We start from the raw sequence: 23,494 nt of genomic DNA, 5'->3' as shown, positions 1-23,494 counted from the left end.
CTTTTCAATGACCTACGAGAATTCTTTGGGCGCCCCTGCCTTTCGGGGCAACGGCTGGGGAACTCCTGTTATGATTCTTAGACCTCGGGCTGGAGCTTTCGCACTCCGGGGATTTCAACCAGCCAATCTGAGAGGCGTTGAATGGTGTTGGATCGGCCTTCCGTAATTTTACCCCACAGCCCTGCGTGACAATCGTTGCCCTCGACTGGCACCATGCCAATCTTCCAGCGATCTTCGTCTCCTGTTGCCGGATCCACGCTTCGTAGATCATCGATGGAGATGATCACCGCTCCGAAAAATTTTGGGTCTGTTACATACTCAGCTGGCTCTCGCTCTTTCGCGATTATGCAATTCTCTGAATCAAAGGAGAGGTGGCCGGTTTTTGAACGATGCTTGAAGAGGGCTGACGATAGGCGCTTTGATCCCGGCTCCTGATCATCGACCACATAATCATCGTGAATGCGCCGGATAATCCGCGCGGCCCCTACTAGTTCGGGATGATCGTGGGGAGCGATCCGACCCTCCTCGTCTCTTGGCAGCTCGAAGTCGCTCACGGCAGTCAGGCAAGTTGCTCCAGCACCTCGCTCAACTCAAAGAATGAGAGCTTAAGAGGCTTCTCTTCGATCGCTTCGCGCTCATCGGGAAACTCTATGCTCAACTCCACATCATCTGTGCTGTAGATCGCAAGTTCAATATCGTAACCCTTGCGGTGCCACTCAAGCTGCAGACCTCCCTCAGACATCGGGACGATTGAGGGGGGAGGAGTATCAAACTTCATTACAGAATGAAGTGCGGACCGGGCATAAGCGATTACAGAAGGATGCGGAGGAGGGGATTGATAGCCGTCCCATCCCACTTTGTAGCCCGCGAGTTTTTCGAAGCGAGCCTCAACCGACGAGCGCCAAGGCTCCTCGACCGGCTCAATGACTTGAGTAGCGGCAGTTGCACCAGCGTTGAATAGCTGGGTAGTCCAGCGACCGCCGACAGTCGTCCCATAATCAAGCGTTAGTGCAGGATTCATCGCTTTCTCTCCCAGATTACCCCTGCTTCCTCAGAAGTGATTTCCGCGAATGTGCGCACAATAATAGCGCGCTCGGCGTCAATCATCTTGAGCGCCTCGTTAAAAGTGTTTGTGTTTGGCCGACCGCGCACGTGCAAGTGAAGGCGGGCCTGCCGTGAACTCTCTTCGTCAGTGCCATACTGCAACTGAAAGTTGAGGCGCGCGACCGGATCGCCATTCACGTCCTCCAGTCGCCTTCTGAATTGGAAAAGACCGTCCTCGGTCATCCCGATAAGCCCACCCAACCAAGGGAAGAAATAGGACAGACCGCATTTTTCTCCGTTTGCATCCTCAAGGGGAACGAAATTGACGTAGATTGCCTCGGCCTGGTTGGGGACTGGCTCGCCGAGTCCCTCTTCCTTTGCCCATTCCTTGATTGCCGCGAATGCCTCTTCAAATTTTGCCCTGATACTCTCGTACCGTGGATACTCTTCAGCACCTTCGCGCTTACGCCAATTAAAGGCCAACCGGTCGCGCTGAAACTGGACGAGCTGATCCCCCTTCTCACTGATGAAGAAAAAGCGAGGCTGAACGGGCTTCGTATGAAGCATCAGACCGGGTGCGTTGATGGCACTACTACGGGGGCCGAACGTCTCGAAAGCAGGCTGAAGGGGATCGTGCTCTTCCAGCACGGGATACTCGGCACGAAGGCGTTCCCACAAGGAAGCGACCCGAAGAGTTTGAAACTCTGAAAGCCCCTCGAATTGAACACCCAAAGAGGTCTCGACCACAGGAGGCGAGCCGTACACTGGGAGCGGGCTCGTGTCTGGAGCCTCTTTGTCAGGGAATTTCAGGTTCAATTGGCGGCCTTTGCGTCCAGCTAAATGGGTTAAAAGAGCATTTGTATGGTCAAGTCAAATCGGGCTGCGGCGAGTAGTGCTTTGGACGAGTCGAGCTGCGCTAGCGATGAACCGTTTATAAAGCGTAGGGACTCACCTCAAACTTGCCGCATGAACCACATAGCCGGTTATGCGCGCCCTCGCTCTCAAAGGGCTTGCGGCACCGGAGGCAGGGCCGGGTCTCGGTCGGCATAGGTTCGCCATGCACGTCCCGGCGCTTGCGCCCCCTATGGGTCAGGCCCGCGTTGCTCACGCGACCTCTAGCATCGCCAGCATTGTGCCATAGGCCCGGCGCTGACCCGCGTTCATCGTGTCGCGGACGAGGTGCTGGTTGTCGGGCGAGCGGAACACGTCCACCCACACCTCCCGATCCCCGGGCTGGCGGATTAGCCCAAAGAAGGCGCCGAGCTCCTCTACTGCCACGCCATAGATGGCCGAGACGCGTCGGACGAGCTCGAGGGTGGGCCATCGGTCCTTCGCTGTCGCGATGGCCCCGGCGAGCGCCACGGTGTGCGCCCTCCGGGTCCGCTCGTCGAACCGGGCCATATAGTGGTCCAAGACCGCCTCCTCGGTCAGGTCCATTGTGCGCTCTTCTCGAACGCTGCGGACTGCTTCGAGCGCATCGCGGCCATCTCGGCTGCCCGCTCGCCTTTCGCCAGCTCGATAATCACCGGGTCAGTGCCGGAGTGGTCGAGGAGGGCCTTGCTCACGGACACGCCGGTCTGCTGCGCGATCTCGCCCGCGCGAGCCATAATCGCATCGGCATAGTCGGCGGCCTTGTAGAGCGGTTCGGCTTGCTCGGCGGCGATCTCGGCTGCGTTCTTGCGGATGGCGACCGAGGCGCTCTTCAGGATCACGGCGATTGCGCCCTTCACGGCGGGCACGTCCACGGTCGAAATCTCGTTCACGGTCATGTCGCGGATAATCATCTTCTTCATGCTGCGGTCTCCTCGCGCGGTATCAGGTCGGTTAGGTTGTGGGCCGAGGTTCGCTGAACTGCCTCGCGTATCGAGCCCTGCGCTCGGGCAGGTATGAACGGAATGCCGAGGTGCCGGACGAACTTCGGCGCTGCCACTTGCATCTGGCCCATAAGCAAGGTTCGAAGTACCCGCCGAAGGTGGCCGCCGGTTCCATGATCCGACGCACCGGACGAGCGCACTTCGGAAAAGAAGGCGTTGTCTGCCGCGAGCAGTCCTTCGATTGCTGCCTCGATCTCAGTAATGGCTTGATCGACTCGCCCGGCTGCTTCGACCCGCTCTTGCGCGAGCTCGTTAAGCCGCTCGAGCAATCCGCTTGGCTCTGCGGTCTCATGCTGCCTCTTGAATAGTCCCATCGTCGTCTCCTTTCTTTCCGGGGGTGTTGCTCAAGGACGCGCGCACCGACGCGATCACGTCCCTTGCCTCGTTCGGCTCGAAGCCTGCGCCCTCGAGGTCGCTGCGGCGCAGTCGCCAGAATTGTTCGTCGAAGGCGGGCCGCTCGGCCTCGTCCCGGGCCTTCATCAGCACCCAGCGATCATAGACGCTGGCGGGCTCGCGCTCCCCGCGTATCAGGCGGTCCTCGTCCCATAGGACGGCAAGCTCGGGGCTGGCGGGGGCCTTCTCGCCAAGCTCGAACAACGCCGCGATGCGCAGCGCGCGCCGCTCGTCCGGGGTCATCAACCGATAGCCCACGGCGAACGCGAGGAGGTCGAGGGCGCTGTCCCTATTCATTGTCGATCACCCGGGCCGGAGCCGGAAGCTGCGGGCCGAGATTGCTGGCCATCTGGAGGGCGACCTTCGCCACGGCATCGCCCAACACTCCGGCATCGACCGTGTGCGTCACCTGTTTGTTCACGGCGATGCCGTGCGTCTCCCGATAGGCAGGGAGCATCGCCCGGGCGCGAAGCTCGAGCAGGCGGTCTGAATATTTGCGGACAGTGCCGACGATCTTTTCGCGATGGCGGCCGCCGAAGATGGGCTCCTCCCATCCCTCCTGCGCGCGCCGGTATATCTCAGCCTCGATGCTGGCCTCTGCCGCCTCGACCGCTTCCTGCCATTGTGCGGCAAATTCCGGGTCACGGTCGCGCTCGTCGAGGAAAGTCTGCTTGGCGCCATACCGGCTGCTGGCGCGCGGGCTGGCGGCCCGGGCAGCGCGGACGAGGATGCCGTGGCGGGCGAGCTCAGCCAGAAAAAGGCGCTTGCGGCGGTCGGTCAGCTTCATTGCCGAACGATAGCTGGCGACCGTTGCCGAGCGAACGGCGGACCATTGATGGCAAGCAACCTCTGCTCGAGCTTTTGCCAAATCAGGTTGATTTTCGCAGATGGAATCCAACCTTTATCGTATGCTCAAGGCCCCAGACCGAGAAACTCTATTTGCGGATGTTCCTGAGGGTGTCCGGCGGAGAATGCGGGCGGTGAAAGGCAAGGAAACGAAGCCTGAGCGTGAACTGAGGTCTGCGTTACATCGGTTGGGGTATCGTTTTCGAAAGAACGTACGCAAACTGCCAGGCACACCAGATATTGCCTTCGCTAGCAGGCAAAAGGTTATCTTTGTCCATGGCTGTTTCTGGCACCAACATAAGGGTTGTCGGCGTGCCACCTTGCCAAAAACGCGTCAGGATTATTGGATCCCAAAACTGCAGCGTGTTGTAGAGCGCGATGCGGAGCTCAGCGCTGAATACGAGGAGTTGGGTTGGTCAACACTCACCGTTTGGGAATGTGAATTAGCTGCAAGAAAAGAGGAAGTCATAGCACGCGTGCTCAGTTTCGTCGGGAGGACCAACGAACGCCGTTCATGCAAATGATACCTCTTCTCTGCTCGTAGCATCTGCCATTTCGAGTGCAGTGAGCGCGCTTAGGACAGCCGCATAACCAAGGATGGGATGCACGGCGTCACCAATCCACTTCGCGACATCCTTACGTCGTACGTCGATGCCTTCCGGCATGAAGTTGAACCAATCTGGGAAGCCCTGAATTCGTGCCGCCTCTCTTGGTGTAATCACCCGCCGTCTCTTGGGGTGAACATAGCGACCCTGTCCCGCTGCGTTGAAGCCAGTCGTTATCGTTTGGGCGGGCTTATCCCAATGCATGCGACCGTAAACCGATGGGTACGAATGACCGTTCTTGTGACAATCAGGTCGCTGATCGTTCGGAAGATCGTGAAGCTTATTATCAAAAAGGTAGTTTATCCGCTCCAACGTGACCGGACTCGGTGCGGCTGGTGTATTCATCAATCCATCTGCGGACTTATCAAGGAGGTCGCTTATTGCCCAAGACAGCGGCATCGCAGGCGATTGAAGCTCGTTCGCCACTGCTTCGAGAGCCGCTTGGGCATCCCCCGCTTTCGTTGCGATCAGGAAAAATCGCGCCCTAGTTTGAGGCGCTCCGAAATCGTCTGCCCTTAGCACCATTGAGGCGACGGAATAGCCTGCGGCCCTCAAGAGCGTTTCACCCGTACCGACCACATTGGATTTGTCTCTCAGTACGGTGGGGACGTTTTCGATCACAATGCAGCTGGCCTTGAGTGCAAGGCCCAAAGCCACTGACGTTATATAAAGCTGGTTCCTTGGGTCATCTCGGCGTGTGTGATTGTTAAGATTTGAATGCCCTTGGCAGGGAGGGCCCGCCAAAAACAGATCGGTAGTCTTCTCAGGCAACAGGTAGGACGAAATCAGCTCCGGATCATAGCCAAATTCGGCGTCGTCGTCCTGCCCGAGGACATGGTAGTCAACGATACGCGACGCACTATCTGCGATGGTGACTTCCGTTTCGAAATTATGCCTATGGACGGCAAGTGCCGCGGCGTCAGTGTCGATCGCAGCTACATGGCGCGCTCCGAAGCCGGCGGCTTGAATTGCCATGTTGGCACCCAAGCTTAGCCCGCCGGATCCAGAAAATGCGTCGACCACCTTTAAGCTTCTCGGTGGCGAAAGCTCTTCCCTAACCGCTTCGCGCAATTTGGATTGCCACCATGCTTCGGATGGGGAAAGGCCGGGGTCGCCGAGGTCCGCTACTTCAGTTTGCGAAGCTCTGCCCCCTATCTCTAACTTACGATAAAGACGACGGTTTTTTCGTTCGAAAGACTGACTGATCATGAACCTTGCAGCGTTGTTTCGGCCAATTTGGCCCACTCCCGCTCTATAAGATGAGCGGATTTCATCTCATCTAGTACCTCGACTGCCAGATTAGATCGAGCCTTTTTTAGATGTTTCGCAAAATCTCGTATTTGCTGGACAGTCAGCCGTGCTTTCGCGTCTGACCCTCCGGGGAATTGAAACTGAATGAGCGCTCGGGCAAAGCTTCGGCCATCACCGTAACTTTGTCGGAAAATATGGCTTCGCCAGAAGTCAATGTCGCCCAATTCCGCCAATTCGTATGAGTTCGCCACGGGATCAAATCCAATGTCTGCTCGCAGCCATAAACGGAACATGAAGTTCTCTTGGGCACCGCCAAGGCCGAAATTCTTCGCATCAGCGGTTTCGCCATATCGCCATAAAACCAAGGGCACGAAACTGCGCATCAACAGCCAAGTCCAAAAGTCGGGATCGGCCGTCGCGGGATGAATCGGCAGGAGTCTGTGAGCGGCAATGCCCGCCAAGATCTCAAACTTGCGATAGCCACCCCCTTTTTCGGGCTCCGGGAATTTGCTTTTGATCTCTTCCAGCGCCTTGAAAAGCTCGTCTGCAATCTCATCCCAATCTGCCTCACTGCCGAGTTGCTTGGTGAAGGCGGGAAGCTTTGCCAATTCTTCTCCATTGCGATATGCAGTAAGGATGCGTTTGGCATCAGCCTTCGAAAGAGCGGGATATGACATCAGTTTCCTCCTGAAGTGACATAGCTGAGGACACCGATCTTGTCCTGCAGGACTGCTCTAAGAAGTGATTGATTTGTCACGATCTTCTTCAGTTCGGCCAATGATGGCTTGTCGGCATTCGTGATCTTCTTCGTAAGATTTAAGAGGGGACTACCCGGGGGCGCTTCATCGTAGTCCCTCCAATCTGCGAGAGATTGTTCAAGAACTTGTGCAATCATCTCAACGCTGAGCATTGGCTCAAGGGTTTCACCAATCTTTTCACCGGCCATACGGTTGTAAGCGTCGAGGTGAATATGCACGTCGGCGATTGGTCCATTCTCATCGCCTGCAGCATCAATTCCGCCGATGTAGACCACTGAGTAGAGTGTCTTCGGGGGATAATTGGCTTCCACCCATTCCTCGGAAGTGCGCGTCTTGACGTCAAACATCGTCTGGAGCTTTCGCTCGCGCAAATGGAACGTCTTGGAGGACAGCCAATGGCCCATTGAGAAGGGCATTCCAGCTTGACGCTCCTTGTCAGCCACCAAGACCAGCGCGACCGTTATGCGAAGCTCGCGCCCGCCCCCCAGCTTCTGCAGAATCTCATCTGACACGGAGACTTCTTCTGGCATCGGTTGTTCGAGCGAATAGGTTCCGACAATGATTGAGTTCTTTAGGAAGGGGCTGCGACAAAATATGGCTAACTCAAGGTCATCCGCTGCAAAGCCAGCTGGTAGCCATTCATCGCTCGCAACAATGTTTGGTTTTATCGAAATTTGAAGTTGTCGAAGGTCTATTTCGTCAACATCGATGACCTCGTCCTCAACCGAAGCGGCATTCTCCGCGATCTTGATCGCAGCATGATGTGTGGTTTCTTCTACGGACCTCACAGCGAAAAAGGGGCGAAGCGTCTTCGGTTCCGACCGGTGCCACTGGGTCCTCATTGTTCAAGCTCCACGGGTTCAACTTCTGGAATGAACCGGATCGTCCAGTTCGGATCGTAAGGTGCGGATTTTGCAGTCAGCTTGATGGCCGTGTCCTTGGAAAGCCGTGCTCGATAAAGGCCCGACTCTTTATCGATTACTTCCAATTCCCCCTCCTGAGTGCTCATTTCCAGCATTATCGGATCAACGTCGGAGCCGTCCGCCACCACCGCGCAGGTCACTTTGATCCGAACATCAAGTTCTTCGTCATCGCTGTCCTCCTTCAACTTGAGGCCAAAGCGCGCGACCATCTCAAGCATTCCTTCTTCAGTCGCGTGGAGCTCAGGCGGAGAATCATAGTTGAGGTGGATTGGAGCAGATGGATGATCCGGCCCCGGCTCGGGACCGCCCTTCGAAGGAGAAAGGAAGTTCGCTAGGTTCCTTTCGAGCAGCCCTAGCTTTCGAGGGCGCGGAGGAGGGGGAGGGGAGGCGAGCCGCTGAAAGTCCTTCACGGTGCTACGAAGGCGGCGAAGGATCGAATCGACTACTGCTCGATTGTTCCCCTCGGCATCACGCAATCTTGCAGAGTCGAGGTCCCATTTGTCGTGGGCTGGAGACTCGGCCGATCGCAAAATGTCGTCTACGTCATCGTCTGCCACATAGACCCCAGCCAGGGGCGGGTTGCCGGCATTCCAAGCACGGTAATAGGCGACAACCATCTTAGGCGCTCGCATCAGCGCAATTGAGTCTACGCGATCTTCGGTCACCGGCAAGTTGCCGTCGGCATCTTTGTCTAGGACCTTGAGCGCGCAAACGCCTAAGCTCAGGTTCTCCATCCTATTGAACGGTTTTCGCAGTTCGATGCCCGCTCTCGGGACTGCCTGCGTCGTACATACTTCATAGGCTTCAATGAACGGCTTGAGGTGCTCGCGAATTCTGGGGCGAGGCATGGTCTTCGAGCCGTTCGCACTCACAACTTGAATATCAAGTTCATTGCTGATGATGCGCGGCCACCACCAATCTTCGACACCCGAGAGGACTTCGTCCAAGTCGATCGACGAATCTACAATGAGCACAGACGTACCTAGGTCGCTGTCCTTGCGAAGCTTGAAGCCTAGACTGATAGCTAGTTCGTCTGCCTCTTTGCCCACCAGCGGCTCGACCTTTTGGTAAGCTGCCTCGCCAAATGTGACGTCGCGACCGAACCAAGCGCGGCCCGTGTGGAAATCGTTGCCGACTTCGTGAGATTTGAAATAGCCGCAGCCGAATATGATCGAGCGAATTTTGCCGTCTTGATCTCTCGTCTTGCTGTAGGCGTAAATCGTATTGATTGCTGAATTGGAACTGTAGACCGATTTTCCGAAGCCGAATGACCCTCCAGAGCCATGGGATTCTCGAATTTTTCCGCCATCGCCAAGCGATAGCAAGAATCGATAGAATTTGGAGCTCGGCGTGTTGAAGTCGCCCTCAAGACCAGTAGTGCGGTGGTCTTCGACGTACAGAAGGCTGATCTCAGACTGTTCATCATCGATGGCAGATAGGCAATTGGGCTGACCCGCAAGGATGGCGCTCTGGCGCGACGCGAGCGCCGCCAAGTTGGCGGTCTTCACGAACTCAATTTTCTCTTCGCCAACCACTCGGTGCTCGCGGAAGCGTACCAAAACCTTTCCTCCGTTCTCGCTCGCATCGACCGAGTTCTGGACGGCTTCTCGAGCCAAGACAGCTGCTCGAGGCATGCCGCTAGCGGCTAGGGGGTTGGTAAAGGCTTCGCCTGCCGCACCTCCCATTGGGCCGCTGCGTTCAAATGTCCATGTGGGCAGAACTTGAGTGTTGCTCATATTTCCCCGTGAATTTGGCTAAACTAATTGAATTGACGTACTAAAGCTGAAATTCGTTTCCGTCGCTACTGGCATCGTTGGAGAATTTCGCCTTGAGGGCATCCACCTCTTTCTGGAGCGCCTTGACGATCTTTCGCGCATCATCCTCCGTGAATTCATACGCAGATTTGTTCGATAGATTTCCGACTAAACGCAGCTGTGCGATCGCTTTGTTGACGCGCTTGTTTGCAAGTTCGACGAACTTTGCTCGTTTATCACGCATATGGACCTCCAGTTTGCTCTGATGGCGGAATGTATGCAGCCATTTTCCCTATTGCAACACACATTTGCTAAATATTTGGCGTATGTGTGGATCTACCCGTCTAGTTTCATACCGAAGGATGGCGATTGTGCGGCATCAACTAACTGGTAATGCAGGACTTTATCACGTTGCACGGGAGCTATCTCGGCGCGGCTGGCATGTTATGCCCACAGTGCGGAATGCACGTGGTGCAGACCTTTATGCTGCCAGTGATAACGAGGCCACTGTCCTACCCATACAGTCAAAGGCACTGTCGAAGCGCTCGGCCGTCCCTCTGGGCAGCTCGCTCGAGAATCTCCGTTCCCCTTGGTGGGTGATAACCCTACGGGCTAACTCTGACGCGCCCACTTGCTATGTCCTCACTATGGACGAGGTCCGACGTCTTGCGACACGGACTGTGAACGCAAGCGGCGTAGTTTCCCATTGGTTAGAGCCGAAACACTACGCGGTGCCTGATTACGAGGAGGCTTGGCATCGGCTCGGCAGCCCAGATGATTCTGACGCACCGAGACGCACCTGAAATCCCAATCCGTTTCCCCTCGGATGCCCCCGGGGAACGGCACTGGCAAAAGAAACCCAAGGAACGCTGGAACCTGCGACAGCGGAGCTGAGCCTCTAAGAGGAAGAGCTCCGGCTCCGGGCGGCCGATCTCGCGCGCGCCCGCGCGAAGGAACAACGCAGCAAACGGTAGGCGGCGGCACTTTCCCCAAACAGGCCCTCGAACAGTTGCAGCAGGGGTCGGGGAGGTCGCGTCAAGGTCGAATGCCCGAGACACCACGATTTCCGTGCCTTTCTCCGACCTTCTCGACCTTCTCGACCTTAAACAGGGATCAGGGGGAAACGAGATCAGCGGCAATATCGAAAGCGACTGCCTCCCGGTCCCCCGACTTGGGCTTAGGGTCGATAGGGTCGAGAAGGTCGGTTTTCGGCGCGGTTTTCTTGGGTTTCCGCGCATTCAAGGTCGGCGGGGATAGACCGACCTTAACCGGCAAGGTCGATCAGTATGGGTCATCGTCAGCAGGCGGGGGCTCCCGATCGTCACCGCTTGGTTGATCTTCGATCACAGCGCTTTCGTATCCCCAGCGCTCGGAATCATCCCACTGCCATTCGAAGCGGCACCTGGCCCACGCTGCCCGAGCCTCGCCAAGCGTCGGCATCACCCAGCCCTTCGGGCCGCCGCGATCCCACTTTTCGAAGCCCAAGCCCGGATTGTGAATCACACCAGCCTCGTCCGGCTGTCCCGGGCCGAGAAGGTTGCTGACCCAGTTGGTAGTGACCTTCCGGCGACTGACATTGCTGCCGTATTCGGCAAGCTGGCGCGATGGCAGGACGAACTGGTCACCGCCGATCTTTCTCAGATTATCCAGCGCCGGGAGGTCACCAGATTGAAGAATGTCGAAGAGGACCTTGTCGAAGCCCTTGAGCCCGGCCGCGCGCTGCTCGTTCAATGCGGAGGTCTGCGGCACGTCATAGCGGGGATGCCAGTCTCCCAAGTCAATCTCGAGCAGGTCGTGTAGGAAGGCCTCGGTTCCGCCGTTGGCGATCTCCGCGCGCAAGTCGCGCCAGAACATCATGCGCTCATCGTCCATGCTCGCCCCCGGCGGTGCGGCAAACCGCCTCGACACGTTGAACACTGCGTAACGGCGCTCATCGTCGCTGGCATCGACCACGTAAGTATTGTTCGAGGCGATTATGACCTTGAGCCGGTTTGGGGCGAAGAAAGCGTCCACTCCCTTCGGCTCGATCATGATCTCATTCTCGGTGATGAACGCCTTCACCAGACCGGCAGCGTTCTTTTCCCCCGGCGCAACGGCCTCGTCCGCGAACAGAAGCGCGCAACCGTGGAGATGCTTGTTGAAGTTGCTGGTCAGGCTGCGCTCCCCTGCGACGTGCCGTGCGTGTTGCCCAAACACTTGGCAGAGCACCCGCGCGAAGGTCCCCTTGCCAGTCCCCTTCCCGCCGATGAAGGTCAGCGCGACCTCGGCTGGCCGTCCGGGGTTCTGGACCCCGAATGCAGACCATCGGATGATGTAGTCCGCTAGGCTCTTGTCGCCACCGGCCAACCCCTCGACAATCAGGCGGCGCAACAGCGGCCATTCGCCCGGCTCCGGCTTCACTGCCAGCCCCTGCCAGATGTTCCACTCGTCCTCGTCCACCTTCTCGCTCGGCCGGAAAACCACGCTGCGATACTGACGGCGCATCGGGTGTTCCAGCCACCACTTTCCGGCCGGGACATAGACGGGGTTGTTGTCCTTATTGACCCCGCTCTGGACCTTGATGTTCATGTAGCGGTTGCGGAAGTCCTCGAAGGACTGGGCCACGATCTCCTTCCGGCTCGGGTCAACCTCGCTTGGCTCCCATGACACAACCTTGGTCTTACCGCCGTAGAGCTCGATCACGGCGTGAGCGGCATTCATCCGGGCGAGCATCGGCTCGTTCACCTCTTCGCGCGCACGCTTGATCTGCCGGGCCGCATATTCCAGCGATCTCTTTTGGGCCAAGGTGTGCTTCGATATTCCGAAGTCCGGGTCCAGCAGCACAGCGGCGATTTGCTCATCGCTGCACCCCGCGCGGACGAGCTCGGTGCATACCCCGAATGTCACCTCTGACCGCGATGCGTAACGCTGTGCATCATCCGGGTCACCGCCCTGCACAATCAGCATTCGGGTACGCTTACTCACCGCCTCGGGGAGCTCGTCTAAATCGCGCAGAAATGCCGGCACGCCCTCGAGCTGTACCTTCGCCTGTCCGGCACTCGGAGAGACATGCCTAGGTGGCGCGGCGGTGAATCTCTTCACCGGATAGCGACACCAAGTTGACCGCTTCTCGTCTAGCGATGCCATCCGGGGTACGCGGCCGGGCTTGCGCTTCCAGTTGATCGTACCGACAAGCCGGAGGATGCGATCAGCGTTGTGGCAGTGATCGCCCCCGAGCTTAGCCTCGAGGTGTACGTTATAGAGCTCAGCATCTTCCGCCGCCGTCAGGTTGCCCTCAATCGGTAAGGCCTCTTCCAAGAGCCAGATGCCTTGCGCACCGCCGCCGCTGTCGATGATGATCGAGGGCGGGGGGTCGAAGGCTTCGAGGTCCTTGATCGCGGCGAAGCGGGCGGCCGCAGGGTCCTCACCTGCCTTCGGGTCAATGTCCACGTAGAACACCGCCGCCTCTTTCACGTCCTCCTTGCTCGCCTTCTTGTCGAGGTCGCGCATCGGAGGATTGGCCATGAAATAGACGTGGTGCCGCTCGGCTTCATTCCAGCGCTGGATCCATTCCCGGGCGGCCGCCTCAGTCTCGGGCTGGAAGGTCTTTGTCTTCGTGCGACCGCCACCGTCCGGGATGGCGGTCAGTACCCACGGGCCTTCGGGGCGGTACTGGCGCAGGAAGCCGATAGCCATGTCGAGGTCCGGGCGGAGCTCCTCGTCCTCAACGCTTCGGCCTTCGTCCCCGGGGCGGGAAACACTATAGTCACTCACGGAAGTCTCCCTTCCATCCTGTGAATCGGGCCGCCGCTCCTAGTCAGGGCGGCGGCCTTCGATTAGGCGGCTTGCGGCTCTTCGTGGCGAGCATCGCGGCGGCTCTTCAGCCATCGGTCGATCTCACTCTTCACCCAGACAACCCGGTTCGGCCCGAGGCGCACTTGCTTCGGAAAGTCGTGCTTCTCGTCGCGGATGTAGTTGTAGATCGTCGGCTTACTCAGCCGGGTCAGCTCCGACACTTCCGGGAGCGTGAGCAGTACTTGTCGCTGGGCCACCTTGACCTCCTCTATCGACGGCTATTCGCGTCTGAGGGGGTTTTCGGGGCTGCGCAGCCGAGAAGAAATTACCGTAATGTCGTGCGATTGCGAATGTGTCGCTGCGCCACCTTGAACGCCACGTCGAGCGCCCGGTCCCCGAGGTCCGGGGTAATGCGGCGAAACTCCGCAGCGAGGAAAGAGACCGCTGCGCTCGGTTTGGGCTGCTTCCGGCCCTCCTTGGCAACGGCCCGCCCGCGATTGGCGGTAACGCGATTGCCGCCAGCCTCCCACCAAGCGAGGAGCGGGACGGCGGCTGCCTGATAGGCATCGTACCCACGGCGGCCGTAGGGCGCGGGAATCTCGAGCTCTGGCACCGCCTCCTCGACCTGTAGGAAGAGGAACTCGGCCTTCTGCATCTCGAAGGGCATCTCAGAGAAGCCGCGCTGATATTTGACGTGCCAGTCCCAGAGCTGCCGGAGACGCGGCTCTAGGCCGTCTATCCCCGCTTGCGACTTGATGTTGCGGATGCGTTCACGGGCGTCTGCTGAATCGCGGCTGGACTGGAACGGAGCTTCCGCAGCCCAATACGCCTCTGCGGCGATGGCGCGCGTCTCCTCGTCGGGCTCTATGTCCATAGCTCCCCCCACTTCTCGAGCGCGGCGCTCTTCTCGGCCATGTAGTCGTGCGTATCGTAAACGGCTCCCACACCGGGGATAACATGACCGAGCACCTGCTCGGAATGTAGGAACGGGACCCCCAATTCCGACATACCCGTTTTCACGGACCGGCGAATATCCCGCACTTGCCACTCCTCGAGCGGGGCGAGCCCCTCCTTCTCGTCAAGCTCAGCAATCTTCGCGTGGAGCTGATCGCGGCACTTCGAGAAGCCGCTGATCGCGCCATCGCCCTTGTCGGTTGGGAAGAGGAAATATGTCTTGTCGAGCTTCTCAGGGAGAGCCTGATAGCTGGGCAGCGCCTCGATAATCTTCCGGGCCGGAGGAGAGAGCGGGAAGGTGTGCTGAATATCGGTCTTGTAGTGCAGGGGCGGCACAGTGACGATCCACTTCTCCCGGTCGAGCCAATCGGTGTTCAGATTGGCTATCTCCGATAAGCGCTGGCCCGTCAGAATCAGGAGCTGGATCACCCGGCCGTACCGATAACCGATCTCGTCCGCCGCTCGCCACACGCGCCGGAGCTCCTCGACCGATAAGGTGCGCTTGCGGGCCGTGTAGGCGAATGCTTTTTGCTTCTTCTTGGTCTTGATGCTGACCACCGGATTGACCGCGATCAGCTCCTCCTCGATTGCCCAGAAGAACAGCGTGCGGAGACGCTTTCGGACTTCCCGCGCCGCCGAGAGGCCGCTCAATTCGTACTTCTCCTCCGGCCTCGGCTTCTTCGCCTTCCGTGCGCGATCTCGGGCGCGTTCAATGCCTTGGGCGCGAACCTTCGTGAGGAGGGCCGAAACATCGGAGCGCCCGATCTCGTTGATGACCTTTCCGGTCCAGCGTGGCAGGACGTAGTTGTCGAAGTAGGCCTTCGTGGACTTCCACTCCTTTTGCTCGAGCTTGGCGTACTCGTCGATGAACCGCTCAACGATGGCCTCGAAGGTGCGGGCGTTGCGCTCGATTGCCTCTGTCTTCCGCTGCTGGGCCGGGTTGGCTCCCCTTTCGGCTAAGTCGAGGGCACCGCGCGCCGCGTCCCGGGCCTTCGAGATGGTCACGCGGGGATAGTCGCCCAACGACATTCGACGCATCGGACCCTTCTTGCCGCCGTCGCCAGCGCCCGATACCCGATAGATCACTGACCAGTGTTTCGCCCCCTTGTCGCTCACCCGGAGCCGGAGCTGCGGGACCACGGTGTCGGCCCACTCGAGCCGTTTCCCCGGTTCCGCCTTCAGCTTGGCAATCGCCTTATCTGTGATGGTGTCTCGCTTCGCGTCGTGTGCGACGGCGGTGGTTGTGGCTTCCATCTCGCTTCCTCCAGAACTTTGCCGGGGAAACGCGGGGGAACTCAAATGCGCGCGCTGCGCTTAGTCCCGCCGAGACCCGGATAGACTGTTCCCTAGTGTAAACGTCGAAGAAGTCGAGTGTTTTAGGAACATCGAGGCACGATCAAAAACTCGCTGGAACGCGGCTAGACTGGGTAGCTCAGACCTCCGAAGGCAGAGGCCACAGGTTCGAATCCTGTCGGGTGCGCCAGTGACGTGCGTTCGCGCGGCGCTCGCATTGCCGCAGCGGCATCCCTGCACTATCTGGAACCATCCACGGGCGAACCGCAATGGAGCGCGTCATTCACGATTACCGGCCTATGCATGATGCGACCGGCGAGATTCCATCGGGGATCGAGCCGCAGGCCGCGCCTGCGCCGCGCATTGCCATGATCCACAACCCGCGCTCGCACCGTAACCAGGGCGGCCCGGCCGAAACGGTCGCAGGTGCCGATGTGCGGCTGGTGCAGCCCTGCACCAAGGAAGAGCTGGCGGCAGAGCTTGCGGACCTTGCGCGCAGCGGCATCGACCTGCTCGTCATCAGCGGCGGGGACGGCACGATCCGCGATGTGCTCACTCTCGGACAACCGGTGTTCGGGGCGAATTGGCCGGTGCTGGCGATCGTGCCGCAGGGCAAGACCAACGCGCTCAAGGTCGATCTCGACCTTCCCGCGCAGTGGGGTCTTGCCGAAGCGGTTGCGGCCTACCGCTCGGGCAAGCGCGTCCGTCGCCGCGCGCTGACCGTGGTCGAGGCGCAGGGAGAAGATGCAGAACCGATGCTCGGTTTCGTGCTCGGAGCGGGTGCTTTCACGCTCGGCATCGAAGCCGGACAGGAAGCGCACCGCATGGGGTTCTTCAACTCGCTGGCCGTCGGAGCGACCGCGGCTTGGGGCGTGATGCAGGTGCTCTTTTCGGGCAATGACAACCGCTGGCGCCGCGGCACGCGGATGGACCTGGCATTCGAGCCGTCGGGCGAGCCTATGCCGCATTCGCGCCACGGCGCCCCCGACCGGCGGCACATCATGCTTGCCTCGACTTTCGAGCGCCTGCCCGGCAATATCCAGCTGTTCGGCAAGCGGCAGGCACCGATCCGCCTCGCGGTGCTCGACCGGCCGCGCCGCCGGATCTTCGCGGTACTCCCTGCCATTCTTGCCGGCTGGCATCCGCGCTGGCTGGCAGGCGCGGGACTGCACCACATTTCTGCTGAGGCCTTTTCCTTCGACGTCGAGGAGCCCTTCATCCTCGACGGCGAGCATTTCCCGGCCGGTCGCTATCTTGTGGGACAGGGGCCCGAAATGGAATTCGTGACGGCGTGAGCGCGTCGCTCGACCAGCGGATTGCAGCATCGCTTGGCGCTGAAGTGCGCCCGGAGGTCGCGGCCTATGCGCGGATGCTCGGCGAGGAAGCAGGCGCCAGCGCCGTGTTGTTCTACGGCTCGAACCTGAGGACCGGTTCGCTCGAGGGCGTGCTCGATTTCTACGTCCTGCTGCCGGGTGCCCAAGTCGAACGCGTCTGGCCGAAGGTGAGCTACCGCGAGTGGGAATACGGCGGTGAAACGCTGCGCGCCAAGATAGCCACCATGTCGCTGGCCCAGTTTACAAAGGCGGCCAGCGGACAAAGTCGCGACACGACGATCTGGACGCGGTTCGTCCAGCCAAGCGCGCTCATCTGGACGGTGGACGACGCCGCGCGGCAGTCGGTGCACGAGGCAATCGCGGCAGCAGCGAAATCGGCAGCGCGTTACGCGGCCGCGCTCGGCCCGTCAGAGGGTGAGGCCGAGGAATTTTGGCGCGCGCTGTTCCAAGCGACCTATCGGGCGGAATTCCGGGTCGAGAAGCCGGGGCGCGAGGATTCGATCCTGTCGGTGAACCGCGATCATTTCGACGGGCTGCTCCCGCTCGCCTGGGAGGCACAGGGCATCGCTTTTTTGCAGGAAGGTAATCGCTTGGCCCCGCAACTCGGCGAAGCGACCCGACGGAATATCCTGCGCGAATGGCGCGAGCGCGAACGCCTGGGCAAACCGCTCAACATCCTGCGACTGGCAAAGGCGACCACGACGTTCGAGGGTGCCGCACGCTACGGCGCATGGAAGTTGCACCGTCACACAGGCATCGAACTGGAGGTCACACCGTTCCGTGAAAAGCACCCGCTGCTCGCCATGCCGGGCGCGGCATGGGAGCTGTGGCGGGCGCGCCGCCGAGCGGCGAAAGCTCAGCGGTAACGCATCCGGATCGAAATCGATTCGACCGTATTGCCGACGTTGAAGGCCACCTTCTTGTAGTTCGGCTTGCCGAGGTTGAAGAGGTTGATGCTGGGGTTGTTCGACATCGCTCCACCATCACCGAAGATGTCGGTCTTGCCATTGCCGTTGAGATCGTGGCGCACGGCGATGCCATAGCTGCCCGGCTCCGCAATCGGCATGCAGAAGCGCATCGTGCCAGCCGTCGCCGGCGCTTCCATGCGGGTGAGCCAGCGGCCCTTTTCCAGCCAGTCGCGTTCGGTCGCGCGGTAGGACTGGATGCGCAGCGTGCCACGGCTTTCCTTGATGCCGGTGATCGACACCCACACCCCCGGCTTGCCGGCCTGGCAGCGTGCCGGGTCGTGCGGGATTTCCTGCCCGTAGCGGGTCTGGGCAAGCGCAGGCGCGGAGAGCGCAAGCGCGCCCAGCGCGATGGCACTGCCGGCAATGGCAATGGATCGGACGGTCATGTTTGGCCCCGTATATTGCTTCGTAACCTAGGCGAGAGGCAAAGGCATCTCGCCACAATCTTTCGCGACGCTTCTAGCAAATTGCGCTGAATTTCGCCTGAATTGCGACACTGCCGCACGTTCAGCCAATTGTTAGCCGTCCATTTTCAAGGGTGACGATCCGGTCGGCCATGGCCCCTGCCTAATCCGCCCGGCAGCAGCTTCCAAGCCCCTCTGCCGTGGAAAAGGCGGGGTGCGCGCCTTGTGGCGGCGCCCCCCGCGCGCGTAGGCGAAAAGACAGGCTCAACTCGCGACAGACCGGACAAGCGAACATGGCAGCCCCGCTGATTTCTCCTTCCATCCTTTCGGCCGACTTCGCCCGGCTCGGCGAAGAAGTGCGCGCCGTCGATGCTGCGGGGGCGGACTGGATCCATATCGACGTGATGGACGGGCATTACGTGCCCAACATCACCATCGGCCCCGCTGTCGTGAAGGCGCTGCGCCCGCATTCGGACAAGCCGTTCGACGTGCACCTCATGATCGCGCCGATCGACCCTTATCTCGAAGCCTTCGCCGAAGCGGGGGCCGATATCATCACCGTGCATCCCGAAGCCGGTCCGCACATCCACCGCACGCTGCAGGCCATTCGCGGCCTCGGCAAGAAGGCGGGCGTGGTGCTCAACCCCGGTACTGCGGTCGAGGCGCTCGACTACCTGCTCGAGGACGTCGACCTCGTCCTCGTGATGAGCGTCAATCCGGGTTTCGGCGGGCAGAGCTTCATCCATTCGCAGCTGCGCAAGATCGAGGCCATCAGGAAGCGCATCGATGCGCTGGGCAAGGACATCCGGCTGGAAGTCGACGGCGGCGTCGATCCTGTCACCGCACCGCTCTGCGTCGACGCCGGTGCCGACGTGCTGGTTGCAGGGTCTGCGACCTTCCGCGGTGGGCCGGACAAATACGCGTCGAATATCGCCGCCTTGAAGGGATTGGGATGATGGAGGGCCACGCCGACCTGCTCAGCGCCGTTCGCGAAGATGCGCCGGACGACGACCAGGTCGCGCTGCCCCTCGGTTCTGCCGAAGAGCCGCTGGTGACCTCTCCCCCTGTCGCCGAACCGGAAGCCGAGATCGAGCCGGCGCGCGCCCTGGTGCTCGCCGATTTCCAGCCTCCGCGTACGGGACCGCTCCATACCGCCATGCGCTGGGCCTATCGCATCGGCATTCCGGGGCAGGTCCTCTCCTCGCCGCTGCGCAAGCCGGCAAAGCCGCGCCTGCTGGGCACGGTGGAAAGCCCGCTGGCAGGCAACCGTTCTGCCGGTGTCGCGCTGAGGGCCGGGCACTTCATGGCAGGCGGGATGAAGCTGCCGCTCGGCAAGCTCGATTTCGGGTCGCCGTCGAAACTCGCACCGCCCTTCGTTCGCGCCGTGCACGGCTTCACCTGGATGCGCGACCTGGCGGCCAGCGCACCGCGCGCACAATGCGTCGGCACGGCAGGCGACCTGTTCGCCTCGTGGCTGCAGGCCAATCCGCAGGTCGGCAAGGGGCCGGCCTGGACCGTTGAACTGGCTGGCCTGCGCCTCCTCAACTGGATCGTCCACGCACCGATCCTGCTGACCGGCGATGGCGAGCGGCTGAAACCCAGATATCTCGACGCGCTCGAAACCACCGCGCGCTGGCTCGACCGGAATGTCACTGGCGTCGACGACCGGCTGGCGCAGGCCGCCGGCTGGTCCGGTATTGTCGCGGCCGGACTGCTGATGCCCGACGGCTGGGCACGGCGGCTCTATGGCGAGGCAGGCCTGCTCAAGACGCTCGGCGAAATGGTCGGCGAGGATGGCGGCGTCCTGTCGCGCTCGCCCAGTGCGCAGGCAGAGGCCGTGGCGCTGCTGGTCGAAGTGCGCGCCTGCTATGCGGCGGCAGGACGTGCCCATCCTGCCGCGCTCGACACCATGCTCGGCCTGCTGGTGCCTGCCCTGCTGTCGCTGCGCATGGGCGACCGGGGCCTTGGCAGCTGGCAGGGCTCTGCGGCGATGAGCGAGGATGCGCTCGACGCGATCGTAACTGCCAGCGGCGTTCGCGCCCGCCCGATGGTGGAGGCCAAGCAGTGGGGCTACCAGCGTATCCGCGCTCGCGATGCGCTGCTGGTTTTTGACGCTGCACCTCCACCAAAGCCCAAGCATGCGCGGCACGCCTGTGCCTCCACGCTGGCTTTCGAATATTCGCACGGCACCCAGCGCATCATCGTCAACTGCGGCGGGGCGGAACTGGCCGGCGCGCTGGTCCCGTCGCGGATCGAACAGGGCCTGCGTGGCACTTCGGCCCATTCGACGCTGGTGCTCGACGATGCCAATTCGACCGCCATCCTGCTCCACGGCCAGATCGGCAAGGGCGTGGAAGAGGTCGACTGCACCCGCGATACGGTTGCGCAGGGGGCGAAGGGTGCCACGCGGCTGGAAGCGGCGCACAACGGCTATGCCGCGCGCTTCGGCCTCATCCATCGCCGCATCCTCATGCTGTCCGACGAAGGCGCCGAGCTGCGCGGCGAAGACGTGCTCGAACCTTCGGGTCGCAAGGGCAAACGCGGCAAGATCGGCTTCGCCATGCGCTTCCACCTGGGGCGCGGCATCGAGGCGCGCGTGACCGAGGACGGGCGCGGCGTCCACCTCGCCATGCCCGACGCAAGCTACTGGCAATTCCGCCTCGGAGGGGATACCGGCGAGGCCGCATGCAGCGTCGAGGATTCGCTCTGGGTCGATGGCCAGGGTCGGCCGCACGGGACGCAGCAAATCGTGGTCGAAGGACTGACTGCCCGCAGCGGGGGACGTTTCCCCTGGCTGCTCAAACGAATGGGGTAATTTTCACGTGAGCGAAGTGGCGATCAAGCGGGCACTGCTGTCGGTGTCCGACAAGAGCGGATTGGTGGATCTGGGCAAGGCGCTGGCCGCGCGCGGCGTGGAACTGGTGTCGACCGGCGGCACTGCCAAGGCTCTGCGCGAAGCGGGTCTCGAGGTGCGTGACGTCTCCGACCTCACCGGCTTCCCCGAGATGATGGATGGTCGGGTGAAGACGCTGCACCCGATGGTCCACGGCGGCCTTCTGGCCGTGCGCGACAATCCCGAACACGCCGCCGCCATGGACGAACACGGCATCGGCGCAATCGATCTCGTGGTGGTCAATCTCTACCCGTTCGAGGCGACCGTGATGCGCGGTGCAGAGCGCGACGAGATCATCGAGAACATCGATATCGGCGGCCCTTCGATGGTCCGTTCGGCGGCCAAGAACCACCAGTTCGTCACTATCGTGACCGATCCTGCCGATTACGGCACGCTCGTCGCCGAACTGGAAGCGACCGGTGCCACCACGCTGGAATTCCGCCGCAAGTGCGCGGCCAAGGCCTTTGCCGCCACGGCCGCCTACGACAGCATGATCAGCCAGTGGTTCGCCTTTGCCGACCAGCAGCAGCTGTTCCCCGACTTCCTCGCCGTCAACGGCAAGGCTCCTGTCGAACTGCGGTATGGCGAGAACCCGCACCAGAAGGCGGCGCTCTACACGCCGGCAGGTCCGCACGGGCGCGGCATCGCGCAGGCCGAACAGCTGCAGGGCAAGGAACTCAGCTACAACAATTACAACGATGCCGATGCGGCGCTTGAACTGTGCGCCGAATTTGCAGGCGGCGAGCCCGCGGTGGTGATCGTCAAGCACGCCAACCCCTGCGGCGTGGCGCAGGCCTCGAGCCTGCTCGAGGCATGGAACGAAGCGCTTGCCTGCGACAGCGTGTCGGCTTTCGGCGGCATCGTCGCGGTGAACACCGAATTGGACGGTCCGACTGCGGAAGCGATCTGCGAGATATTCACCGAGGTCGTCATCGCTCCTTCAGTGAGTGAGGAAGCCAAGGCCGCTTTCGCCAGAAAGAAAAACCTGCGCCTGCTCGTCACCGGCGACCTGCCCGATCCGCGCCGCGGCGGCCTGCTGGTCAAGCCGATCACCGGCGGCCTGCTGGTCCAGACGCGCGACAATGGTGCCATCACCGAGGCCGATCTCAAGGTCGTGACCCAGCGCGCTCCGACGGACCAGGAACTGAAGGACTGCCTGTTCGCCTGGACCGTGGCGCGCCACGTCAAGTCGAACGCCATCGTCTATGCCAAGGACGGTGCGACCGCAGGCATCGGCGCGGGGCAGATGAACCGCCGCGACAGCTCGCGCATTGCAGCGATGAAGGCTGCCGAAGCGGCCGAGAAGTATGGCTGGGACCAGAGCCGCACTGTCGGCAGCGCCGTCGCCTCCGACGCATTTTTCCCCTTCGCAGACGGCTTGCTCGCAGCAGCCGAGGCAGGCGCAACCGCGATTATCCAGCCCGGCGGTTCGATCCGCGACGAGGAAGTTATCGCTGCCGCCGACGAGCGGGGGCTCGCGATGGTCTTCACCGGGATGCGCCATTTCAGGCACTGAGGACCCGGCTGATCGCCTGAACGAATTACAACCATCGCATTAACCCTGTTGCAATCGGAACGCCTGTAACCAGATGGGCAAGCGTACCGAAAGACCTGCCATGAACCTCTTCAGCTCCGACCTCTATCGCAACTTCGGCATCGGCTTTCTTGCCGGCGCCGCCCTCGTTGCCGCCTCCAATGGCCACGCGCTGATCGCGGCGATCCCCGCCCTGCTCTGATGCGCAGCTTCGCTTCCGGCCTCGCTGCAATCGCGCTTCTCGCGGTTTCGGCCTGCCAGGAGCCCGCCCTCGCTGCCGAAAGCGTGGTCGAGGCCCCCGCCGCCAAGCGATTCGCGAAAGAGGGCAAGGGCCTCAAGACCGCCATTTTCGCAGGCGGCTGTTTCTGGGGTGTCGAAGCTGTCTTTAGCCACACCAAGGGCGTCACCAGCGCCGTTTCCGGATACCACGGCGGAACCGCGCGGCAGGCCGATTACAAGCTGGTTTCGTCGGGCGTCACCGACCATGTCGAATCGGTGAAGGTCACCTACGATCCATCGGTCATTCGCTATGACGAACTGCTGCGCATCTTCTTCTCGGTAATTGCCGATCCGACTCTTAAGGACCGGCAGGGCCCTGATCGCGGCGCGCATTACAATGCCGAACTGGTTCCGATGTCCGCCGAACAGCTGGCCGTCGCCAAGGCTTATCTCGCCCAGATGAAGGCGAGCGGCAAATGGTCGCGCCCGATCGTCACCGACATCGTGCGCTCGCAGGCATTCTATCCGGCCGAGACCTATCATCAGGATTTCGCAGCGAAGAATCCGCGCCATCCCTATATCCTGCGCTGGGACGCGCCGAAGGTTGCCGCGCTCAAGCGGCTCTACCCCTCTCAGTACCGGGCCGAGTTCCGCCGCAACTAGCTTGCGCAGG

Annotated in this window: 26 protein-coding genes; 8 read left to right on the top strand and 18 right to left on the bottom strand. The window is 60.9% G+C overall.

The genetic code is table 11. From position 1 onward, the window contains the following. Positions 1–77: 77 nt before the first annotated feature. The 8 genes from LCL94_RS06625 to LCL94_RS06590 form a co-directional block, all read right to left on the bottom strand. On the bottom strand, positions 78–554 hold the full coding sequence (locus LCL94_RS06625; protein WP_224831524.1) for a hypothetical protein: 477 nt from the start codon (positions 552–554) through the stop codon (positions 78–80). 5 nt (positions 555–559) lie between these two features. Further along, positions 560–1,021, bottom strand: a complete 462-nt coding sequence (locus LCL94_RS06620; RefSeq protein ID WP_224831523.1) for a hypothetical protein — start codon at positions 1,019–1,021, stop codon at positions 560–562. Beyond that, a complete protein-coding gene (locus LCL94_RS06615; RefSeq protein ID WP_224831522.1) occupies positions 1,018–1,860 on the bottom strand; it encodes a TIGR04255 family protein in 843 nt (280 codons plus the stop codon). Before LCL94_RS06615 ends, LCL94_RS06620 begins: the two co-directional genes overlap by 4 nt. Before the next feature lie 288 nt (positions 1,861–2,148). Then, positions 2,149–2,481 carry a hypothetical protein gene (locus tag LCL94_RS06610; protein WP_224831521.1) on the bottom strand — a complete coding sequence of 111 codons (333 nt, stop codon included), beginning with the start codon at positions 2,479–2,481 and terminating at the stop codon, positions 2,149–2,151. Further along, positions 2,472–2,837 (bottom strand): hypothetical protein, encoded by a 366-nt coding sequence (locus LCL94_RS06605; RefSeq protein WP_224831520.1) that lies wholly within the window; start codon positions 2,835–2,837, stop codon positions 2,472–2,474. The genes LCL94_RS06610 and LCL94_RS06605 overlap by 10 nt, the downstream gene beginning before the upstream one ends. Further along, positions 2,834–3,232 carry a hypothetical protein gene (locus LCL94_RS06600; RefSeq protein WP_224831519.1) on the bottom strand — a complete coding sequence of 133 codons (399 nt, stop codon included), beginning with the start codon at positions 3,230–3,232 and terminating at the stop codon, positions 2,834–2,836. The genes LCL94_RS06605 and LCL94_RS06600 overlap by 4 nt, the downstream gene beginning before the upstream one ends. After that, on the bottom strand, positions 3,207–3,608 hold the full coding sequence (locus LCL94_RS06595; protein WP_224831518.1) for a hypothetical protein: 402 nt from the start codon (positions 3,606–3,608) through the stop codon (positions 3,207–3,209). Before LCL94_RS06595 ends, LCL94_RS06600 begins: the two co-directional genes overlap by 26 nt. Further along, positions 3,601–4,209, bottom strand: a complete 609-nt coding sequence (locus LCL94_RS06590; protein ID WP_224831517.1) for a hypothetical protein — start codon at positions 4,207–4,209, stop codon at positions 3,601–3,603. Before LCL94_RS06590 ends, LCL94_RS06595 begins: the two co-directional genes overlap by 8 nt. Here LCL94_RS06590 and LCL94_RS06585 point away from each other — a divergent pair. Then, positions 4,199–4,681: a very short patch repair endonuclease gene (locus LCL94_RS06585; RefSeq protein WP_224831516.1), complete on the top strand. Its 483-nt coding sequence runs from the start codon at positions 4,199–4,201 to the stop codon at positions 4,679–4,681. The two genes, LCL94_RS06590 and LCL94_RS06585, sit on opposite strands and share 11 nt — an antisense overlap. On the opposite strand, the gene LCL94_RS06580 is transcribed toward LCL94_RS06585, so the two are convergent. The 9 genes from LCL94_RS06580 to LCL94_RS06540 all read right to left on the bottom strand — a co-directional run bounded on the left by LCL94_RS06580 (position 4,670) and on the right by LCL94_RS06540 (position 15,430). Beyond that, positions 4,670–5,971 carry a DNA cytosine methyltransferase gene (locus LCL94_RS06580; RefSeq protein WP_224831515.1) on the bottom strand — a complete coding sequence of 434 codons (1,302 nt, stop codon included), beginning with the start codon at positions 5,969–5,971 and terminating at the stop codon, positions 4,670–4,672. The two genes, LCL94_RS06585 and LCL94_RS06580, sit on opposite strands and share 12 nt — an antisense overlap. Beyond that, complete coding sequence (locus tag LCL94_RS06575; protein WP_224831514.1) at positions 5,968–6,690, bottom strand: hypothetical protein; 723 nt, start codon at positions 6,688–6,690, stop codon at positions 5,968–5,970. The genes LCL94_RS06580 and LCL94_RS06575 overlap by 4 nt, the downstream gene beginning before the upstream one ends. Continuing rightward, positions 6,690–7,613, bottom strand: coding sequence for a hypothetical protein (locus LCL94_RS06570; RefSeq protein WP_224831513.1), 924 nt, complete (start codon positions 7,611–7,613; stop codon positions 6,690–6,692). Before LCL94_RS06570 ends, LCL94_RS06575 begins: the two co-directional genes overlap by 1 nt. Further along, on the bottom strand, positions 7,610–9,430 hold the full coding sequence (locus LCL94_RS06565) for a hypothetical protein (protein WP_224831512.1): 1,821 nt from the start codon (positions 9,428–9,430) through the stop codon (positions 7,610–7,612). Before LCL94_RS06565 ends, LCL94_RS06570 begins: the two co-directional genes overlap by 4 nt. A gap of 40 nt (positions 9,431–9,470) precedes the next feature. Beyond that, complete coding sequence (locus LCL94_RS06560; RefSeq protein ID WP_224831511.1) at positions 9,471–9,692, bottom strand: hypothetical protein; 222 nt, start codon at positions 9,690–9,692, stop codon at positions 9,471–9,473. 1,037 nt (positions 9,693–10,729) lie between these two features. Next, the gene (locus LCL94_RS06555) at positions 10,730–13,123 is read right to left on the bottom strand and encodes a primase-helicase family protein (RefSeq protein ID WP_224831510.1); all 2,394 of its coding nucleotides are present in this window, start codon (positions 13,121–13,123) and stop codon (positions 10,730–10,732) included. A 140-nt stretch (positions 13,124–13,263) separates the two neighbouring features. After that, positions 13,264–13,479: a helix-turn-helix transcriptional regulator gene (locus tag LCL94_RS06550; RefSeq protein WP_224831509.1), complete on the bottom strand. Its 216-nt coding sequence runs from the start codon at positions 13,477–13,479 to the stop codon at positions 13,264–13,266. A 68-nt stretch (positions 13,480–13,547) separates the two neighbouring features. Further along, positions 13,548–14,096 carry a hypothetical protein gene (locus LCL94_RS06545; RefSeq protein ID WP_224831508.1) on the bottom strand — a complete coding sequence of 183 codons (549 nt, stop codon included), beginning with the start codon at positions 14,094–14,096 and terminating at the stop codon, positions 13,548–13,550. Next, positions 14,087–15,430: a tyrosine-type recombinase/integrase gene (locus LCL94_RS06540; RefSeq protein WP_224831507.1), complete on the bottom strand. Its 1,344-nt coding sequence runs from the start codon at positions 15,428–15,430 to the stop codon at positions 14,087–14,089. Before LCL94_RS06540 ends, LCL94_RS06545 begins: the two co-directional genes overlap by 10 nt. 308 nt (positions 15,431–15,738) lie before the next feature. Between LCL94_RS06540 and LCL94_RS06535 the strand changes: the two genes are divergently transcribed. Both LCL94_RS06535 and LCL94_RS06530 read left to right on the top strand, forming a co-directional pair. Continuing rightward, entirely contained in the window at positions 15,739–16,764 is a 1,026-nt protein-coding gene (locus LCL94_RS06535) for a diacylglycerol/lipid kinase family protein (RefSeq protein ID WP_224831506.1), read from the top strand. Next, positions 16,761–17,669, top strand: coding sequence for a hypothetical protein (locus tag LCL94_RS06530; protein ID WP_224831505.1), 909 nt, complete (start codon positions 16,761–16,763; stop codon positions 17,667–17,669). The genes LCL94_RS06535 and LCL94_RS06530 overlap by 4 nt, the downstream gene beginning before the upstream one ends. On the opposite strand, the gene LCL94_RS06525 is transcribed toward LCL94_RS06530, so the two are convergent. Beyond that, on the bottom strand, positions 17,660–18,157 hold the full coding sequence (locus tag LCL94_RS06525; protein WP_224831504.1) for a DUF2141 domain-containing protein: 498 nt from the start codon (positions 18,155–18,157) through the stop codon (positions 17,660–17,662). The genes LCL94_RS06530 and LCL94_RS06525 overlap by 10 nt on opposite strands. A gap of 311 nt (positions 18,158–18,468) precedes the next feature. Here LCL94_RS06525 and rpe point away from each other — a divergent pair, with 311 nt between their 5' ends. From rpe to msrA, 5 genes are all read left to right on the top strand, one after another. Continuing rightward, entirely contained in the window at positions 18,469–19,131 is a 663-nt protein-coding gene (gene rpe / locus LCL94_RS06520; protein ID WP_222555363.1) for a ribulose-phosphate 3-epimerase, read from the top strand. After that, positions 19,128–20,990 (top strand): heparinase II/III family protein, encoded by a 1,863-nt coding sequence (locus LCL94_RS06515; protein WP_224831503.1) that lies wholly within the window; start codon positions 19,128–19,130, stop codon positions 20,988–20,990. The genes rpe and LCL94_RS06515 overlap by 4 nt, the downstream gene beginning before the upstream one ends. A gap of 7 nt (positions 20,991–20,997) precedes the next feature. Continuing rightward, positions 20,998–22,584, top strand: a complete 1,587-nt coding sequence (purH, locus tag LCL94_RS06510; RefSeq protein WP_224831502.1) for a bifunctional phosphoribosylaminoimidazolecarboxamide formyltransferase/IMP cyclohydrolase — start codon at positions 20,998–21,000, stop codon at positions 22,582–22,584. A gap of 73 nt (positions 22,585–22,657) precedes the next feature. Then, positions 22,658–22,804 (top strand): hypothetical protein, encoded by a 147-nt coding sequence (locus tag LCL94_RS06505; protein ID WP_224831501.1) that lies wholly within the window; start codon positions 22,658–22,660, stop codon positions 22,802–22,804. Continuing rightward, complete coding sequence (gene msrA / locus LCL94_RS06500) at positions 22,804–23,484, top strand: peptide-methionine (S)-S-oxide reductase MsrA (protein ID WP_224831500.1); 681 nt, start codon at positions 22,804–22,806, stop codon at positions 23,482–23,484. The genes LCL94_RS06505 and msrA overlap by 1 nt, the downstream gene beginning before the upstream one ends. Positions 23,485–23,494 lie beyond the last annotated feature (10 nt).

The organism is Qipengyuania gaetbuli (genome assembly GCF_020171365.1).
GTDB lineage: Bacteria > Pseudomonadota > Alphaproteobacteria > Sphingomonadales > Sphingomonadaceae > Qipengyuania > Qipengyuania gaetbuli_B.
The sequence above is the reverse complement of the archived record's forward strand: the minus strand, read 5'-3'. Positions and strand labels throughout refer to the sequence as shown.